At 70.2% G+C, this 16,510-nt stretch carries 11 protein-coding genes and 1 tRNA gene; 8 read left to right on the forward strand and 4 right to left on the reverse strand.

Annotated features, from left to right (window positions below):
* Positions 1 to 104 precede the first annotated feature (104 nt).
* Positions 105 to 1,694: an IS1096 element passenger TnpR family protein gene (locus C0099_RS00905; RefSeq protein ID WP_102245692.1), complete on the reverse strand. Its 1,590-nt coding sequence runs from the start codon at positions 1,692 to 1,694 to the stop codon at positions 105 to 107.
* A gap of 146 nt (positions 1,695 to 1,840) precedes the next feature.
* Between C0099_RS00905 and recC the strand changes: the two genes are divergently transcribed.
* The 5 genes from recC (at position 1,841) to C0099_RS00930 (ending at position 12,142) form a co-directional block, all read left to right on the forward strand.
* Positions 1,841 to 5,314, forward strand: a complete 3,474-nt coding sequence (gene recC, locus C0099_RS00910) for an exodeoxyribonuclease V subunit gamma (RefSeq protein ID WP_102245693.1) — start codon at positions 1,841 to 1,843, stop codon at positions 5,312 to 5,314.
* A complete protein-coding gene (gene recB / locus C0099_RS00915; protein WP_102245694.1) occupies positions 5,311 to 8,898 on the forward strand; it encodes an exodeoxyribonuclease V subunit beta in 3,588 nt (1,195 codons plus the stop codon). The genes recC and recB overlap by 4 nt, the downstream gene beginning before the upstream one ends.
* Positions 8,895 to 10,859: an exodeoxyribonuclease V subunit alpha gene (recD, locus tag C0099_RS00920; protein WP_102245695.1), complete on the forward strand. Its 1,965-nt coding sequence runs from the start codon at positions 8,895 to 8,897 to the stop codon at positions 10,857 to 10,859. The genes recB and recD overlap by 4 nt, the downstream gene beginning before the upstream one ends.
* A 69-nt stretch (positions 10,860 to 10,928) precedes the next feature.
* The gene (locus tag C0099_RS00925) at positions 10,929 to 11,558 is read left to right on the forward strand and encodes a flavin prenyltransferase UbiX (RefSeq protein ID WP_102245696.1); all 630 of its coding nucleotides are present in this window, start codon (positions 10,929 to 10,931) and stop codon (positions 11,556 to 11,558) included.
* Positions 11,555 to 12,142 (forward strand): LON peptidase substrate-binding domain-containing protein, encoded by a 588-nt coding sequence (locus tag C0099_RS00930; protein ID WP_102245697.1) that lies wholly within the window; start codon positions 11,555 to 11,557, stop codon positions 12,140 to 12,142. The genes C0099_RS00925 and C0099_RS00930 overlap by 4 nt, the downstream gene beginning before the upstream one ends.
* Here the strand turns inward: C0099_RS00930 and mutY are convergent.
* Positions 12,129 to 13,196, reverse strand: coding sequence for an A/G-specific adenine glycosylase (mutY, locus tag C0099_RS00935; protein ID WP_102245698.1), 1,068 nt, complete (start codon positions 13,194 to 13,196; stop codon positions 12,129 to 12,131). The two genes, C0099_RS00930 and mutY, sit on opposite strands and share 14 nt — an antisense overlap.
* A gap of 105 nt (positions 13,197 to 13,301) precedes the next feature.
* On the opposite strand from mutY, the gene C0099_RS00940 reads away from it, so the two are divergent.
* On the forward strand, positions 13,302 to 13,802 hold the full coding sequence (locus C0099_RS00940; RefSeq protein ID WP_102245699.1) for a flavin reductase family protein: 501 nt from the start codon (positions 13,302 to 13,304) through the stop codon (positions 13,800 to 13,802).
* A 21-nt stretch (positions 13,803 to 13,823) separates the two neighbouring features.
* Positions 13,824 to 15,041 (forward strand): MFS transporter, encoded by a 1,218-nt coding sequence (locus C0099_RS00945; RefSeq protein WP_228151620.1) that lies wholly within the window; start codon positions 13,824 to 13,826, stop codon positions 15,039 to 15,041.
* On the opposite strand, the gene C0099_RS00950 is transcribed toward C0099_RS00945, so the two are convergent.
* Both C0099_RS00950 and C0099_RS00955 read right to left on the reverse strand, forming a co-directional pair.
* Positions 15,031 to 15,852 (reverse strand): SAM-dependent methyltransferase, encoded by an 822-nt coding sequence (locus C0099_RS00950; protein ID WP_102245700.1) that lies wholly within the window; start codon positions 15,850 to 15,852, stop codon positions 15,031 to 15,033. The genes C0099_RS00945 and C0099_RS00950 overlap by 11 nt on opposite strands.
* A 231-nt stretch (positions 15,853 to 16,083) precedes the next feature.
* Positions 16,084 to 16,157: transfer RNA gene (locus C0099_RS00955), tRNA-Gly, on the reverse strand.
* A gap of 125 nt (positions 16,158 to 16,282) precedes the next feature.
* Between C0099_RS00955 and thiS the strand changes: the two genes are divergently transcribed.
* Entirely contained in the window at positions 16,283 to 16,486 is a 204-nt protein-coding gene (gene thiS / locus C0099_RS00960; protein ID WP_102245701.1) for a sulfur carrier protein ThiS, read from the forward strand.
* Positions 16,487 to 16,510 lie beyond the last annotated feature (24 nt).

Genomic DNA, 16,510 nt, shown 5'->3' on the forward strand with positions numbered 1-16,510 from the left:
AGTCCCTTGACAATGAGCGCAACGCCGCAGGCGCGGCCATACAGGCCCACCCGGAGGGCATGACCCAAATGGCCCGCATCTCGGCGTGCCCCGGGCGGGACGACTCAGTCGATGCTGCGGAACAGTGCTTCCACGCGCTTGGCCGTGGCCCGCAGATCGAAGCGGTCAGGCTTCCAGTTGCGGGCCCACCCCAGCCGCTCGCGGCTGTTGCGGTGGCGTGGATGGGCGAGGGCGTCGAGCAGTTCATAGTAGCCTGGCACGCCGCCGCAGTCCTCCGGTGGGCAGGCGCGAGCGCCGTCTATCAGTGCGGCGGGGCGCTCATGCGGGCGCGAGGGCAGGCGCTGCTCGACCGTGATGCGGTGACGCCAGTCGTCACCGAAATCGTAGACGTAGCCGAAGTATTTTCGCCGGTTCAGCAACTGGCCGAGTTCGACCACGTCGTCGGGCAGGGTGCGCTCGGCTGCTCCGCCCGCAGTGGGGGCGTCGGCGGGCTGCAGGCGGACATCGCCGACAACGAACTCGTACAGATGGCAGTCCTGCCACCCCATCGCCTCCTGCAGGATCACATGCAGGTCGGCGAAGCTGAGCGTGTTCTCCACCTCGATGCGACGCCATATCGGAGGTTCGATGTCGCTCAACTCCACGTGCAGCACCAGCCGCTTGACCGAGTACCGCATGGGCAGTTCGGACAGATGTTGCGCGAGCACGGGGTCGAAGATCAACGGCGCCTCGTCAGAGGCTTCGGCGAGCATGCGTTGCCCCTCCGCAGGCAGGGTGCGCAGCATCTCGATCAGGTCGGAGTGGTCGTGGTCGGGGTCACGTGAGAGCTTGGCGATCCAGAATTCGGCGCGTGCGCGGGCCTCCTCGGTGCGTCTTTCCTGCAGCAGGATCAGGATCTCCAGATGCGACAGGGCCGGATTGTTCGGTGTGAGCCGCTGGGCGGCGTTGAAGGCTGCCCAGGCCCGCGGGAAATCGTCCAGGTCCGCGGCGCGGACGGCATCGCGCTGGTGGGCGACGCAGACCAGCGTCTTGTCCGGGGCGTTGCGCAGCTTGTCCAGCAGCCGGTTGCGCGCGGCTTCGTCACCGCGATCGAGGTAGACGTTGAGCAGGACATCGGCGGCGTGCTCGGCGCGTGCGTCGAGCGATCGCACATCGGCGAACACCGGCTCCAGCAGTGCGATCACGTCATCGCTGCGACCGGTTTCCGCCCAACGGCTGGCCACCATGCCCAGGGTCTGTACCGGCACGTGCAGTGCGGCGATCTCGCCAATGCGCTCGCGCGGGAAGTGCTGCAGGACGCGGGCCGCCATCTCGTCCGGTGGCAGGATCAGGCCGGGGGTTTCGATCGCACCGCAGCATTGCTTGAACTTGCGGCCCGAACCGCACACGCAGGGCGCGTTGCGCTCCGGGCGGGCGATGGACCGGGGGCGGAAACGGTTCTCCGGAATGGGCGTGTGGTTCCACAGATCGAAGGCCGCGTGGGTGGCCATCCCGCGCGCCACGGCAGCGATCTGATCGTCCTCCAGGGGTTCGTCCGTTTCCGCGACGATGTGGGCGGCAAGTGGAACGAACAATTCACTCAGGCGCCGCTGCAACGCCTCGAACGAACGGGTCTCCAGTATCACGGCCACCCCCTCGTCAAGTATCCGGTCGAAAATGGCGTGAATGGCCGTGTCGTCGTCGGGAACGAGCATTTCAAGATTTCCTGCGGAGTTGGGGGAGGGTTGCGAGCTCGGCGGCAGCCGCAAGGATACTCAAGCGGGGCTCGTCCTGCACGAGGCGCATCGAGTCGAGGACCGGCGCGACAGGATGCGTCGTGGATGTCCGGTATCCTTCGCGCATGTCCGCTCCGCCCGACCTTCCGCCCGGCCTGATCCTCGTGCACGGCAATCGTGCCGAGGCGCTGCGTGACGTGCTGGTGGCGTGGATGCGGCATCACCCGCTGGCGCCGCTGGAAGACGAAACGGTGCTGGTGCAGAGCAACGGCATTGCGCAGTGGCTGCGCCTTGCCATGACCGACGAGCGCGACGGCGGTTGCGGCATTGCCGCAGCGATGCGCTTCGATTTGCCGTCGCGTTTCTTCTGGCGGGTGTATCGCGCGGTGCTGGGCCGTGAGGCGGTGCCGGAGGCTTCGCCGCTGGATGAGTCGCGGCTGGTGTGGCGGCTGATGCGGCTGCTGCCGGGACTGCTGCAAGACCCGGTGTATGCGCCGCTGGCGCGTTTCCTGGTCGATGACGCGGACGCGCGCAAGCGCTTTCAGGTGGCAGGCCGACTGGCCGACCTGTTCGACCAATATCAGGTGTATCGCGCGGACTGGTTGGCGGCCTGGGCGGCGGGTGAGGATGTGCTGCCTGATCTGCGCGGCCAGCACGACCCCCTGCCCGAAGACCAGCGCTGGCAGCCGGCGCTATGGCGTGCGCTGTGTGCCGATCTGGCGCAGGCCGGCTTGCCCGCCACCGGCGGCCGCGCGGCGGTGCATGAGCGATTCATGGAAGTGGTGGAGTCGGCCGGTGACGCCCGCCCGCCCGGTCTGCCGCGCCGCGTGCTGGTGTTCGGCATCTCGTCGCTGCCGCAGCAGTCGCTGGAGGTGCTGGCGGCGATGGCGCGCTGGTCGCAGGTGCTGATGTGCGTGCACAACCCCTGCGAGCACCACTGGGCCGACATCGTGCAGGGGCGCGAACTGTTGCGCCGCGAGCGCGCCAGCCGCCAGTCGCGCCGCGCGGGCTTCCCCGAGGAATTGCCCGAAGACGCGCTGCACCTGCACGCCCAGCCGCTGCTCGCGGCCTGGGGCCGGCAGGGGCGGGATTTCGTCGCGCTGCTCGATTCCTATGACGACGCCACCGCGCGCGGCCGGCATGCCGAACTGCTGGCCGGCATCGGCCAGCGCATCGACCGGTTCGAGCCCACCGGCGGCGCGACGCTGCTCGCGCAACTGCAGGACGACATCCGCGACCTGCGCCCGCTGGCCGAGACGCGCGACAAGTGGCCGGCCGTCGCGCCGGGCGACCATTCCATCCAGTTCCACATCGCCCACGGCCCGCAGCGCGAGGTCGAGATCCTGCACGACCGCCTGCTCGCCGCCTTCGATGCCGACCCCGATCTGCGCCCGCGCGACATCATCGTGATGGTGCCTGACATCGACGCCTACGCCCCGCACGTGCGCGCCGTGTTCGGCCTGCACGACGCGAACGACGCGCGCCGCATCCCGTATTGCCTGGCCGATCAGGGCAGCCGCGCCACCGACCCGCTGGTGCAGGGGCTGGAACTGCTGCTTGGCCTGCCGAATGCCCGCGTCACCGCCAGTGAGGTGCTCGACCTGCTCGACGTGCCGGCGCTGCGCCGCCGCTTTGGCCTCGACGAATCCGACCTGCCCACGCTCGCGCGCTGGGTTCGCGGCGCCAACGTGCGCTGGGGCCTGCACGCCGAACACCGCGCCGCGCTCGATCTGCCGCCCACGGACGCCGCCGACCACACGTGGCTGTTCGGCCTGCGCCGCATGTTGCTCGGCTATGCCGCCGGGCGCGATGTGGCCTGGCAGGGCATTGAGTCCCACGGCGAGATCGGCGGGCTGGATGCCGCGCTGCTCGGGCCGCTGGCGCAACTCGTCGCGAGGCTGGACGCCGCGTGGCGGCACTTGCGCGAGCCGGCTGCGCCGCAGCAGTGGCGCGAACGCCTCGTAAACCTGCTCGCCGACTTCTTCGACGCCGGGGACGACGCCGAAGCCGCGCTCACCGTCGAACGTCTCAACACCGCGCTCGCCGACTGGGCCGACGCCTGCCTTGAGGCCGGGCTCGCCGAGCCGCTGCCGCTGGCGGTGGTGGCCGAGCACTGGATGAGCGCGCTCGACGCCGGCGGCCTCACGCAGCGCTTCTTCGCCGGCGCGGTGACCTTCGCCACGCTGATGCCGATGCGCGCCATCCCCTTCCGTCACGTCTGCCTGCTCGGCATGAACGATGGCGACTACCCGCGCACCCGCGCGCCGCTGGATTTCGACCTGATGGGCCGCCCCGGCCAGATGCGCCCGGGCGACCGCTCGCGCCGCGAGGACGACCGCTACCTGTTCCTCGAAGCGCTGCTGTCCGCGCGCGACGTGTTGTACGTGTCGTGGGTTGGCCGCAGCATCACCGACAACGTCGAGCGCCCGGCCTCGGTGCTGGTCGGGCAGTTGCGCGACCACCTCGCCGCTGGTTGGCGCGCGGCCGACGGTGACGATCTGCTCAAACGGCTCACCGTCGAACACCGGCTCCAGCCCTTCAGTCCGGCGTATTTCGGCGCCGATCCCGAGCTATTCACCTACGCCCGCGAATGGCGCGAATCTGCTGCCGCACGTCCTGCGGGCGCCGCCGCGCTGGAACCGCTCGTCAGCGACGAGCCGCTCACGCTCGACGAGCTTTCGCGCTTCCTGCGCGATCCGGTCAAGGGCTTCTTCCGCACGCGGCTGGGCGTGGACCTCTCGCGCGAGGAGGCCGTCGCCGACGACGTCGAACCCTTCAACGCCGACGGCCTGCGCCGCTGGCAGCGCGGCGACGAACTGATCACCGTGCAGGCGCGCGCGCTGGCCGCCGGGGGCGATGTCGACGCCGCGCGTGAGGTCGGGCTGGCGCGCATCGCGCGGCGCGGCGAATTCGCACCGGGCGGCTTCGGTGTGGTCGAGGCGCGCGAACTCGCGCTGCCGATGCAGGCGCTGTTCGAGCAATACGTCGCTGAGCTCGCGCTGTGGCCGCAGACGCTGGAAGACGAAGCGGTGGCGGTTGAGACTGAAGTCGATGGCCGTCGCCTCGTGCTTTCCGACCGTCTTTCCGACATGCGCGCCGACGCAACAGGTGCTCGTGCCCGCGTGCTGCTGGTGGCCAGCAATATCATCGATGGCAAGAAGCGTACTTGGCGTCATCACGTCTTGTGGCGCCACTGGCCGGCGCACCTCGCCGCGCAGCTGGGCGGGCCGACCGTCACGCGTGTGCTCTCCGCCGTGGGCGACGCACGCTTCGCGCCGCTGGCCGCCGACACCGCGCGCGAACTGCTGGCCGACCTGCTGCGCGCGCGCGACACCGGCCTGTGCCGCCCGCTGCCCTTCGCGGTGAAGACCGCGGCCGAACTGCTCACCGGCAAGACCGCGCGCCGAATCTACGAGGGCGATGATTTCAACTCCACAGGCGAGCGCGGCGACGACCCGCATCTGGCCCGCGCCTGGCCCGACTACGCTGCGCTCGAAGCCGGCGGGCTGGCGGAGTGGGCCGAGCGCCTGCTGCAGCCCATGCTCGATGCCTTGCACGACGGCGACGGCGACGGCGACGGCGACGGGGAGGGCGAATGAGCATTGTGCATCCGCTCGACGCCGCGAGCTTCCCGCTGTCCGGCAGCCGACTGATCGAAGCCGCTGCCGGCACCGGCAAGACCTGGACCATTGCCGCGCTCTACGTGCGGTTGGTGCTCGGTCATAAGGGCGAGACGGCCTTTGCGCGCGAACTCGACCCGCCCGAAATCCTGGTCGTGACCTTCACCGAAGCGGCCACGCGCGAGCTGCGCGACCGCATCCGCCGTCGCCTGAGCGAAGCCGCCAGCGCCTTCGAGCAGCCCGAATCGGCCGTTGACGAATTCCTCACTGGACTGCGCGCCGGCTATTCCGCGGAAGAGTTGCCCGGTCGCGCACGCCGCCTGCGCATGGCCGCGGAGTGGATGGACGAGGCGGCGGTGTCGACCATCCACGCCTGGTGTCGCCGCGTGCTCGCCGAGCACGCCTTCGACAGCGGCAGCCCCTTCGCGCTGAAACTCGAAACCGACCACACGGAGTTGCGCGACGAGGCCGTACGCGACTGGTGGCGCAGCTTCATGCTGCCGTTGCCGGCCGAATCCGTGGCTGAGGTGCGGCGCTGGTGGGCCGCGCCGGACGTGCTGGCCGAGGCGTTGAAGGATGTGCTGGCTCACGCCGACCGCCTGCCGCCGGCCGACGATCCGGCGGCCACGCTGTCCAGTGCGCTGGCCGAGCGCAATCGGCTGCTGGCGGCGCTGAAAGCGCCGTGGGGTGCTTGGGTGAACGAATTGCGTGTGTTGTTCGACGAGGCTCGCGCGCAGGGCGTGAGCTTGCGCCGCGATTGGTACGACGGCTGGCTGGACGCGCTCGACGCGTGGCAGGCTGACGCCGAAATCATCGACCCCGGCCTGAGTGATTCGGCCTTCCGGCGCTTGTCTCCCGAGGGCGTGCGCGAGGCCTGGAAGAAAAAGGGCGAACCGCCCGAGCATCCAGCTTTCGCCGCCATCGAAGCCCTGCAGCCGGCGCTGGCCGAACTGCCCGACGCCCGCGCCGACGTGCTGCGCCACGCCGCTCGCTGGGTCGCCGCGCGCTTCGAGGCCGAGAAGCGCCGCCGCGCCGAGATCGGCTTCGACGACCTGCTCGCGCGCCTCGCCGCCGCGCTCGAAGGCCTCAACGGGCCGCAGCTCGCCGCGCGCATCCGCGCCAAGTATCCGGTGGCGCTGATCGACGAATTCCAGGACACCGACCCGGTGCAGTACCGCATCTTCGACGCCGTGTACCGCGTCGAAGCCCCGGCCGACGATTGCGCGCTGGTGCTCATCGGCGACCCCAAGCAGGCCATCTACGCCTTCCGCGGCGCGGACATCCACACCTATCTGGTCGCGCGCCGCGCCTGCGCCGAGCGGCTGTACACGCTCAACCGCAACCACCGCTCGACCCTCGGCATGGTAGATGCCGCCAACCGCGTGTTTGCCTTCGCCGACCAACAGGCCGACGGCGCCTTCCTGTTCGGCGCCGGAGCTGACAGCTCGGTGCCGTTCTCGCCGGCCGACGCGAAAGGGCGCGAAGAGCGCTTCGAGTGCGCCGGCTTGGAAGTCGCGCCGCTCACGCTGTGGCATCTGCCCGCGCCCGAGGGCAAGGCCCGGCGCGGTGACGAGCGCGCGCTGATCGCCGCAAGCTGCGCCAGCACCATCCGCCGCCTGCTGGCGGATGCGCAGGCCGGTTTCCGACAGGGCGACAACTTCACGCCGCTGCGCCCGGCCGACATCGCGGTGCTGGTGAATACGCGCAGCGAAGCCGCCATCGTGCGCGAGGCGCTGTCCGCGCGCGGCGTGCGCAGCGTTTACCTGTCGGGCCGCGATTCGGTTTTCGCCAGCGCACAGGCCATGGAGCTGCAGCTGTGGCTGGAAGCCTGTGCCGAGCCGGACGAACCGCGCCGGGTGCGCAGCGCCCTGGCCACCGCCACGCTGGGGCTGGACTGGGCCGCGCTGGATGCGCTCGACCGCGACGAGCGCGCGTGGGAAGAGACCGTGCTGCGTTTTCGCACGTACCGCGAGGTGTGGCGCCGGCAAGGCGTGCTGCCGATGCTGCGCCACCTGCTGCACGACTACGACGTGCCGGCGCGCATGCTCGCCAGCGACGGCGGCGAGCGCGTGTTGACCGACCTGCTGCATCTGGCCGAACTGCTGCAGCAGGCCAGCCAGACGCTGGAGGGCGAACACGCGCTGATCCGCCACCTCGCCAGCGAATGCCAGGACGCCGCCGACGGCACCAGCAACGAAGGCCGCCAGATCCGCCTGGAGAGCGACGCCGATCTGGTGCAGGTCGTGACCGTGCATAAATCCAAGGGCCTCGAATACCCGCTGGTGTTCCTGCCCTTCGGCTGCTCGGCGCGCGACCGCGACGGCAAGAAGCTGCCGGTGGTGTGGCATGACGACGAAGGCCGCCTGAAGCTCTCGCTGGTCGAATACGCGCCCGGCCGCGAGCGCGCCGAACACGAACGCCGCGCCGAGGACGTGCGCAAGCTCTACGTCGCCCTGACCCGTGCCCGCCACGCCACCTGGGTCGGCGTTGCGCCCTTCGACACGCTCAAGGCCAGTGCGCTGGGCCATGTGCTCGGCGAGGTCGATGCCGCTGAACTGCCCGCCCGCCTGGCCGAACTGCGCGGTGACTGCGAGCACATTGCCGTGGCGCTGACGCCCGAGCCCGATCACGAGCGTCTGAACGAAGCCGCTGAGGGGGCGCAGTTGCAGGCCCGCACACCCGTCGCCGCCCCGCGCGAACCCTGGTGGATCGCCAGCTATTCCGCGCTGCGCACCGCAGGCGGCACGCCGGATACGCCGGCCGAAGACGTGTTCCGCGAAGTGCTCTCCGAGCCCGCGCCCGAAGCCCTCCAGACCAAACCCGCGCCGGGCAGCGTGCACGCCTTCCCGCGCGGCGCCGCGGCCGGCACCTTTCTGCACGACCTGCTGGAATGGGCGGCGCGGGAGGGTTTTGCGGCCATCGCAGCGGACACGGCACGGCTACAGGCCGAGGTCGAGCGTCGCGCCACCCCGCGCGGCTGGGCGGAATGGGTAGCGCCGCTGACTGGCTGGTTGCGCTCGCTCATCACCACACCGCTGCCGCTGCCCGGCGGTGTGGCTTGCGCGCTGGCCGAGCCCACGACGCTCAGCCCCGAACTGGAGTTCTGGCTGTCTGCCGGCCGCGTCGACACGCGTGCGCTCGATGCGCTGGTTTGCCAGCACACGCTGGATGCCGCGCCGCGTCCGGCACTGGAACCCGCGCAACTGTCCGGCATGTTGAAGGGCTTCATCGACCTCGTTTTCGAGTTCGACGGCCGTTATTACGTCATCGACTACAAGTCCAACTGGCTCGGCGCGGACGAGACGGCCTACACGCCGGAGGCCATGCGCACGGCGATTCTCGAAGCGCGCTACGAGCTGCAGTACGTGCTGTACCTCTTCGCCCTGCACCGCCAGTTGCGCGCCCGTCTGCCGGGCTACGACTACGACCGCCACATCGGCGGCGCGGCCTACGTCTTCCTGCGCGGCATCGGTGCCGAGTCGCGCGGCGTGCATGTGGAGCGCCCGCCGCGCGAGCTGATCGAGGCGCTGGACGCGTTGTTCTCGGTCCGGGAGGCCGCATGATTCCCTGCCTGTCCGCCGCCCTGCTGCCGGAAACGCCGGCCACCGAAATTGCCACCCACATCGAACGCTGGGCCGAGCGTGGCTGGCTGCGCCCGCTCGACGCGGCCTTCGCCGGCTTCCTGTGGCGCGAGGCGCCGGACGCGCCGGGTCTGCTGCTGCTCGCAGCCGCCCTGGCCAGCCACCAGCTCGGTCGCGGTCACGCCTGCCTCGAGCTGGCCGCCACGCTGAGTGATCCGGACTTTGCGCTGTCGTTGCCGCCCGATGGTGCGCAGGACGCCACCGACACGCCACGCACCCTGCTGGCCGGCGTCGATGTTGCCGCGTGGCGCGCGGCGCTGGAGCATCCGCAACTGGTCGGCGATGGCGAGGGCGACACGCCGCTGGTGCTGACCGGCGATCGCCTGTACCTGCGTCGCTACTGGCGCTTCGAGCAGGCCGTGATCGAAGCCGTTTCGGCGCGCGTGGCCGCACCTGCCGCAGCACCGGCCGGCGAGGTGCGCCGCATGCTCGACACCTTGTTTGCGCCGTCCAAGGACACCGACTGGCAGAAGCTCGCCTGCGCGCTGGCCGCGCGCAGCGCCTTCTCGGTCATCACCGGCGGCCCCGGGACCGGCAAGACCACCACCGTCGTGCGCCTGCTCGCGCTGCTGCAGTCGCTGGCGCTGGAGGCCGACGCCGCGCTGCCGTTGCGCATCCGGCTCGCCGCGCCCACCGGCAAGGCCGCGGCGCGGCTCAACGCCTCCATCGGCGGCGCGCTGTCGGCGCTGAACATCGACGACGCGGTGTGCGCCGCGATTCCCGCCACCGTCACGACGCTGCACCGCCTGCTCGGCGCGCGGCCCGATTCGCGCGCCTTCCGTCACGACGCCGACACGCCGCTGGCGCTCGACGTGCTGGTGGTGGATGAGGCTTCGATGATCGACCTCGAAATGATGGCCGCCGTGCTGGCCGCCTTGCCGGCCACGGCGCGTCTGGTGCTGCTGGGCGACCGCGACCAGCTCGCCTCGGTCGAGGCCGGCGCCGTGCTCGGCGTGCTCGCCGCCCGCGCGCGCGAGGCGCACTACACGCCGGACACTGCCGCGTGGCTGGCCGAGGCCAGCGGGCAGACGATTCCCGCCGAATACATCGACCCTGCCGGCACCGCGCTCGAGCAGAGCATTGCCATGCTGCGCGTCTCGCGCCGCTTCGACGCCGCCAGCGGCATCGGCCGGCTGGCCGAGGCGGTCAATGCCGGAGCGCCGGCTGCGGTGCGCTCCGAACTCGCCGCCGCGCATGCCGACGTGGTCAGCCACACCGGCGCAGAATCGCTCGCCTCGCTGCGCGCCGCCATGCTCGACGGCACGCGCGCCTGGCTGGAACTCGCCCGCGAGCCGGTGCCGGTCGAGGACGACGCGGCGGATGAGTTCGCCCGCCGCGTGCTCGAAACGCAGGCCAGCTTTCAGGTGCTGTGCGCGGTTCGCAAGGGGGAGTGGGGCGTGGAAGGGCTCAACCGCGTCATCGCGCGCTGGCTGGCCAGTGCCAGCCGTATCGACACCGGCCACGACTGGTACGCCGGCCGTCCGGTGCTGGTCACGCACAACGACTACGGCCTGGGCCTGATGAACGGCGACATCGGCGTGACGCTCTTGCGACGCGAGGCCGACGGCAGCACGCGATTGCGCGTGGCCTTCGTCGCCAGCGACACCGGCCGCGTGCGCTGGGTGCTGCCGAGCCGCCTGCGTGCGGTGGAAACCGTGTTCGCCATGACCGTGCACAAGTCTCAGGGCTCGGAATTCGGCGCCGTCGCACTGGTGCTGCCCGATACCGTCAGCCCCATCCTTACGCGCGAACTGCTCTACACCGGCATCACTCGCGCCCGTGTGCAGCTTGCGCTGTTCAACCCCGGAGGCGAGCGCGTGCTGGAGGCCGCCGTCACCCGCCGCGTGCTGCGCGCCAGCGGGCTGGACGCGCTGCACGCCTGAGTGGCGCGGTCACGGCGGGTCGGCGTGATAGAGTGGGATTCGTCCCGCAACCCCCGCCCGGAGCCGATCATGTCCGCCGGCCCCCCGCCCGCCATCGTCGCCGTCGCCTTCACCGGTGCCTCCGGCATGCCCTACGGGCTGCGCCTGGTCGAGTCCCTGCTCGCGGCAGGCACGACGGTGTGGCTGCTCTATTCGCAGGTCGCGCAGATCGTCGCGCGGCAGGAAATGGATCTGGAACTGCCCTCTCGCCCGGCCGAAGTCGAGGCGGCGCTGTCCGAGCGTTTCGGTGCCGCACCCGGGCAACTGCGCGTGTTCGGCCGCGAGGAATGGTTCGCGCCGCTGGCCTCGGGCTCGAATCCGCCTGACGCGATGGTGGTGTGTCCGTGCACGATGGGAACGCTCGCGTCGATCGCCGCCGGTCTGTCGCAGAACCTGATCGAGCGCGCCGCCGACGTCGCCATCAAGGAAGGCCGTCGCCTGGTGCTGGTGCCGCGCGAGACGCCGTTCTCGGCGATCCATCTGGAGAACATGCTCAAGCTCGCGCGTCTGGGCGTGGTGATCCTGCCGCCCAGCCCGGGCTTCTACACCCATCCGCAGAGCGTGGGCGACATGGTCGATTTCGTCGTCGCGCGCGTGCTCGACCAGATTCACGTTCCCCATACGCTGATGCGTCGCTGGGGCGATGGGGGAGGCGCATGACGCATCTGCCCCTGTTCCCGTTGCAGACTGTGCTGTTCCCTGGCGGGCTGCTGCCGCTGAGGGTGTTCGAGGCGCGCTACATCGACATGGTGACGCGCTGCCTGCGCGAGGATTCGGTGTTCGGCGTCAACCTCATCGCCGAGGGCAGGGAGGTCGGCCAGCCGGCTGCCCCGCACCGTACCGGTACCAGTGCGCGCATCGTGCGCTGCGACGCCGACGAGGCCGGCATCATGCATGTGGAGGTGGTCGGCGAGCGGCGTTTCCGCATCGAGCGCACCGGGGTCGGCGCCAACGGTCTGCTCTCGGGCGAGGTCGAGTGGCTCGCCGAGGCGCCGCAACTGCCGGTGCCCGAGGACTGCACCATGCTGATCGCGGTGCTGCAGGCCATCATGAAGGATCTGGGCGAACACCTCTTCCCGCCGCCGCAGCGCTTCGACGACGCCGACTGGGTGGGCATGCGCCTGGCCGGCGTGCTGCCGATCCCGCTGCGTGCGCGCCAGGCACTGCTGGAGCTGGAACTGCCCATCGATCGTCTGCAGATCATCCGCAGCTATCTCGCGCAGCAGGGGCTCAAGGCGGATTGATTCGATCCGGCGCGCTCAGCGCGTCGAGGATGCGCCGCACCGGTGCCGGCAGGCCGGCCGCGTCGAGCGCGTCGAGCGCCAACCATTCCATTTCCGGTTCACCGGTCTTCAGCGGCGCGCCGTCGACGACGACGTGCAGCGGCTCGATGTCGAGGCGGAAATGCGTGAACACGTGTCGCACCGTCGCCAGCGCCGCGCGGCGCCCGGCCGTGATCCCGAAGTGCTGCTGGAGCCAGTCATCCGCGCCGGCTTCGTCGGGCAGTTCGGGCAGCGCCAGCAGGCCGCCCCAGATGCCGGAGGGCGGGCGGCGCTGCATCAGCACGTGCCCCGCGTGTTCGATAACTGCGACGCGTGTGTGGCGCTGCGGGATCGCCTTCTTCGGGCGCGGTTGCGGCAGTTGTGCGACCCGCCCGGTCGCCAGCGCGACGCAGTCGCCGGCCAGCGGACAGCGCGAACAGTCGGGGCGGCCGCGCGTGCACACCGTCGCGCCCAGATCCATCTGCGCCTGGATGTAGTCGCCCACGTGCGTCTCCGGCAGCAGATCTTCCGCCAGCGCCCACAGCCGGCGCTCTACCGCGGCGTCGCCCGGAAAGCCTTCGACGCCGAAGGCGCGGCACAGTACGCGCTTGACGTTGCCGTCGAGGATGGGGACGCGCTCGGCGAAGCAGAAGGCGGCGATCGCCGCGGCCGTGGAGCGGCCGATGCCGGGCAGTTCGGCGATGTCGATGGCGCGCTGCGGGAAACGCCCGTCGTGCGTCTCGACGATGAGCTGGGCGGCGCGGTGCAGGTTGCGTGCGCGGGCGTAATAGCCCAGACCGCTCCACAGCGCGAGCACCTCGGCCCGCGCTGCGGCGGCCAGCGTGGCGATGTCCGGAAAGCGTTCGAGAAAACGCGCGAAATAGGGAATCACGGTCTCTACACGCGTCTGCTGCAGCATGATTTCGGAGAGCCACACGCGGTAGGGGTCGCGTGTGGCCTGCCACGGCAGGTCGTGACGGCCGTGGTCGGCATGCCAGGCCAGCAGGCATTCGGCGAAGTCTGCGTGCAGACTCATTTGTGGAAGCGGTCGACCGCAGCGCACAACGCTGGGATAATCGCTGAACCTTTCGCTGCACACGCCGGTCTGCGAAACCTCCTGGTCAGTCTTCCGGCTTCATACATGTCCCAAACCCCGATTTCCCACGAAGCGTTCACGCGTGAGTTCCGCGACGCGCTCGGCACGTTCGCCACCGGCATCACGGTGGTCGCAACGCGCGCACCCGACGGCGAGCCGATCGGCCTGACCGTCAACTCCTTCAACTCGGTCTCGCTCGACCCGCCGCTCATCGTCTGGAGTCTGGCGGCCAATCTGCCGTGCGTGCCGATCTTCGAATCCTGCGAATACTACTCGGTGAACGTGCTCGCCGCCGACCAGGACAACCTCTCCAACCTGTTCGCATCGCGCTCTGACGACAAGTTTGCGGGTCTCGACGTCGACGAGGGGATGTACGGCGTGCCGCTGCTGCGCGGATGCTGCGCGCGCTTCGAGTGTCGAAACGTCGTGCGCCACGCCGGAGGCGACCACATCGTGTTCATCTCGGAAGTGGTGCGCTTCGACCGCGACGACACGCACGCGCCGCTGATCTTCTGGGGCGGCGCCTACCAGCGGCTGGCGCCGTGATGCGCCGCTAGCCGCCCGCCCGTGTCCGCAGCCGTTCCGCCCTCCGCTGCCGCCCCCGAGCGTGACCTGATCCGCCGCATCGCGCTGCTGTCGCTGGCCGCGTTCGGCAGCGCCGGGGCCGCGCGCATCGCCGATCCGCTGCTGCCGCAGCTGGCGCTCGAGTTCGCCGTGAGCGCGGGGCAGGCCGCGCATGCCGTGTCCTTCTTCGCGCTTGCCTACGGGTTGTTTCAGTTGCTCTACGGCCCGTTGGGCGACCGCTTCGGCAAGTACCGCGTGATCGCCTGGGCGGTGCTGGCGGGCAGTGTCGGCGCGCTCGGCTCGGCGCTGGCGACGGATTTCTCGTGGCTGCTGGTGTTCCGTACGCTCAACGGCATGGCCTGCGCGGCGGCGATCCCGCTGGCGATGGCGTGGATTGCCGACAACGTGCCCTACGAGCGTCGCCAGCCGGTGCTGGCGTATTTCCTGATCGGGCAGATCTTCGGCGTCATCGCCGGCCAGGCGCTGGGCGGGCTGTTCGCCGATCTGACCGGCTGGCGCGGTGCGTTCTGGTTCATGGTGGTGACCTTCGCGGCGGTCGGCACGCTGCTGGTCACCGAGGTGTGGCGCAGCCCCGACATCGACGCGGCCGCCTCCACCGCGCACCGCGATTCCGGTTTCCTGCAGCGCTACGCAGCTGTCTTCCGCGTGCCCTGGGCGCGATTCATCCTCTTCGGCGTGTGCATCGAGGGCGCGGCGGTGTTCGGCGGGCTGGCCTTCGTGCCGACCTACCTGCACGCGCGTTTCGGGTTGTCGCTGACGCAGGCCGGGGCGCTGATGGCGCTGTTCGGCATCGGCGGGCTGTCGTATGCGTTGTTCGCGCGCCGCTTCGTCTCGCGACTGGGCGAGCGCGGGCTTGCCATTGCGGGCGGGCTGTCGCTGGGCGCGGCGTTCGCGCTGCTGGCCTTCGCGCCGCACTGGGCGCTGGCGATGCCGGCGGCGTGGCTGGCCGGCATCGGCTTCTACATGCTGCACAACACCTTCCAGCTCAACGCCACCCAGATGGTGCCGGAGCACCGCGGCACGGCCGTGGCGCTGTTCGCGTCCTGCCTGTTCCTCGGCCAGGCCGGCGGGGTCTCGCTCAATGCGTGGATCATCGATCAGTACGGCTATGCGCCGGCCTTCGCGCTGCCGGCGCTGGTGCTGGCGATACTCGGCCTGCTGTTCGCCGCCCGCATCGCGCGTCGACCCGTCAGCGCGTAGCGCTCCACGGCGTATCGCCGTCGATGGTGCCGCGCATGGTGTCGCCCGACACCTTCCCGACATAGTCCCGGCCATCCGCGCTGAAGCGAATTCGCGCCCCGTGCATGCGGGCCTCGCTCAGTTCGACGGCGCGGCCTTCGCTGCGCAGCGTGCCCTCGAGCATCTGGAAGGTCTGGCGCAGCACGAGTTCGCCACCGTCCATGCGCCAGCGGCCGTCGACCTTGGCCGGTACGACCCATTTGTACGCACGGCACCAGGTCTGGCATGCGCTCTGTTCCGCCTCCACCTGGTCGTCGGGCTGCCATTCGCCCATGTCGAAGGAGTTCGACACCACCCGCGTGCCCGGCTTCATGTCGAGCAGGATGGGCCGCAGGCGCAGGTTCAGCGCGGGCAGCAGGAACAGCGTCACGACCGTCGCTTCGGAGAAGTCGGACTCGAAGATGTCGCCTTCCTCGAAGCGTGCCAGATCGGTCACCCCGGCCTTCTCGGCGGCGCGTCGCGACACCTCGACCAGTTCCGGGTTGTACTCGATGCCCCGGGCCGGTACGCCTCGCCGCGCCGCGGCGATCACCGTGCGGCCGTCGCCGGAACCGAGGTCGACGAGTACGTCGTCGGGCGTCGCCTCGGCCATGTCGAGCATGCGCGCGACCAGGCTGTCGGCGGTCGGCACCCAGACCACGTCCTTGCCTTCCTGGCCGTAGCGCGGCTCGGAAGAGGACGTGTCGGTGTCTGTGTTCTGTGCCCAGACGCTGGCGCCGATGAGTAGCACACCTACGGTCGCGATCAGCATTGATGTGGCATGGAGTTTCATCGACGTTCTCCGCTGGGATGGCAAGGCGACAAGAGGCGAGCGCGGGGCGATGCGCGAGTCCGGCGTGGCCAGGAATCTGTGCTGCACAGAGGACAATGATGGTCGCGCAGCGCGTTGGTTCCCGGCGGGGTCGATCGTGGTGGTGTCGGTGCGCCTGCACACGGGCGAGTTCGTTACGATCGCGGGCGGCGCGCAAACGACAAAGGCCGGGGGATCCGGCCTTGTGCAGGGTGGAGCGGGTGAAGGGAATCGAACCCTCGTATGCAGCTTGGGAAGCTGCCGTTCTACCATTGAACTACACCCGCGGCGGTGCGAGGCCGCATTCTAGTCGTGGGCCGTCGGGCGCGCAATCGGGCTCGCCCGTGAACGTCGAAACGGTGTCGGGCCGCATGTTAGAATCAATGCTTCTTCAGGCACCTGCATGAGATCCATGGCTCAAGTCATCGTCAATGGTCAGCCCGAGTCGCTGCGCGACGGCCTCACCGTGCTCGCGCTGCTCGAGGAGCGTGCGCTCGCGGGCAAGCGCGTCGCGGTCGAGCGTAACGGCGAGATCGTGCCCAAGGGCCGTCATGCCGAGACCACGCTCGCCGACGGCGACCGGCTCGAGATCGTCGTCGCCGTCGGCGGCGGCTGAAGCACGCGCGCGACCCGCACCCGC

It is taken from the genome of Pseudazoarcus pumilus (genome assembly GCF_002872475.1).
GTDB classification, from domain to species: Bacteria; Pseudomonadota; Gammaproteobacteria; order Burkholderiales; family Rhodocyclaceae; genus Pseudazoarcus; species Pseudazoarcus pumilus.

What these genes read in the sequence shown, in the direction of transcription:
- C0099_RS00940 (WP_102245699.1), top strand. Translation starts at nt 13,302, where the DNA reads ATGTCCCAAACCCCGATTTCCCACGAAGCGTTCACGCGTGAGTTCCGC.
- mutY (WP_102245698.1), bottom strand. Translation starts at nt 13,196, where the DNA reads ATGAGTCTGCACGCAGACTTCGCCGAATGCCTGCTGGCCTGGCATGCC.
- C0099_RS00930 (WP_102245697.1), top strand. Translation starts at nt 11,555, where the DNA reads ATGACGCATCTGCCCCTGTTCCCGTTGCAGACTGTGCTGTTCCCTGGC.
- thiS (WP_102245701.1), top strand. Translation starts at nt 16,283, where the DNA reads ATGGCTCAAGTCATCGTCAATGGTCAGCCCGAGTCGCTGCGCGACGGC.
- recC (WP_102245693.1), top strand. Translation starts at nt 1,841, where the DNA reads ATGTCCGCTCCGCCCGACCTTCCGCCCGGCCTGATCCTCGTGCACGGC.
- recB (WP_102245694.1), top strand. Translation starts at nt 5,311, where the DNA reads ATGAGCATTGTGCATCCGCTCGACGCCGCGAGCTTCCCGCTGTCCGGC.
- recD (WP_102245695.1), top strand. Translation starts at nt 8,895, where the DNA reads ATGATTCCCTGCCTGTCCGCCGCCCTGCTGCCGGAAACGCCGGCCACC.
- C0099_RS00925 (WP_102245696.1), top strand. Translation starts at nt 10,929, where the DNA reads ATGTCCGCCGGCCCCCCGCCCGCCATCGTCGCCGTCGCCTTCACCGGT.
- C0099_RS00950 (WP_102245700.1), bottom strand. Translation starts at nt 15,852, where the DNA reads ATGAAACTCCATGCCACATCAATGCTGATCGCGACCGTAGGTGTGCTA.
- C0099_RS00905 (WP_102245692.1), bottom strand. Translation starts at nt 1,694, where the DNA reads ATGCTCGTTCCCGACGACGACACGGCCATTCACGCCATTTTCGACCGG.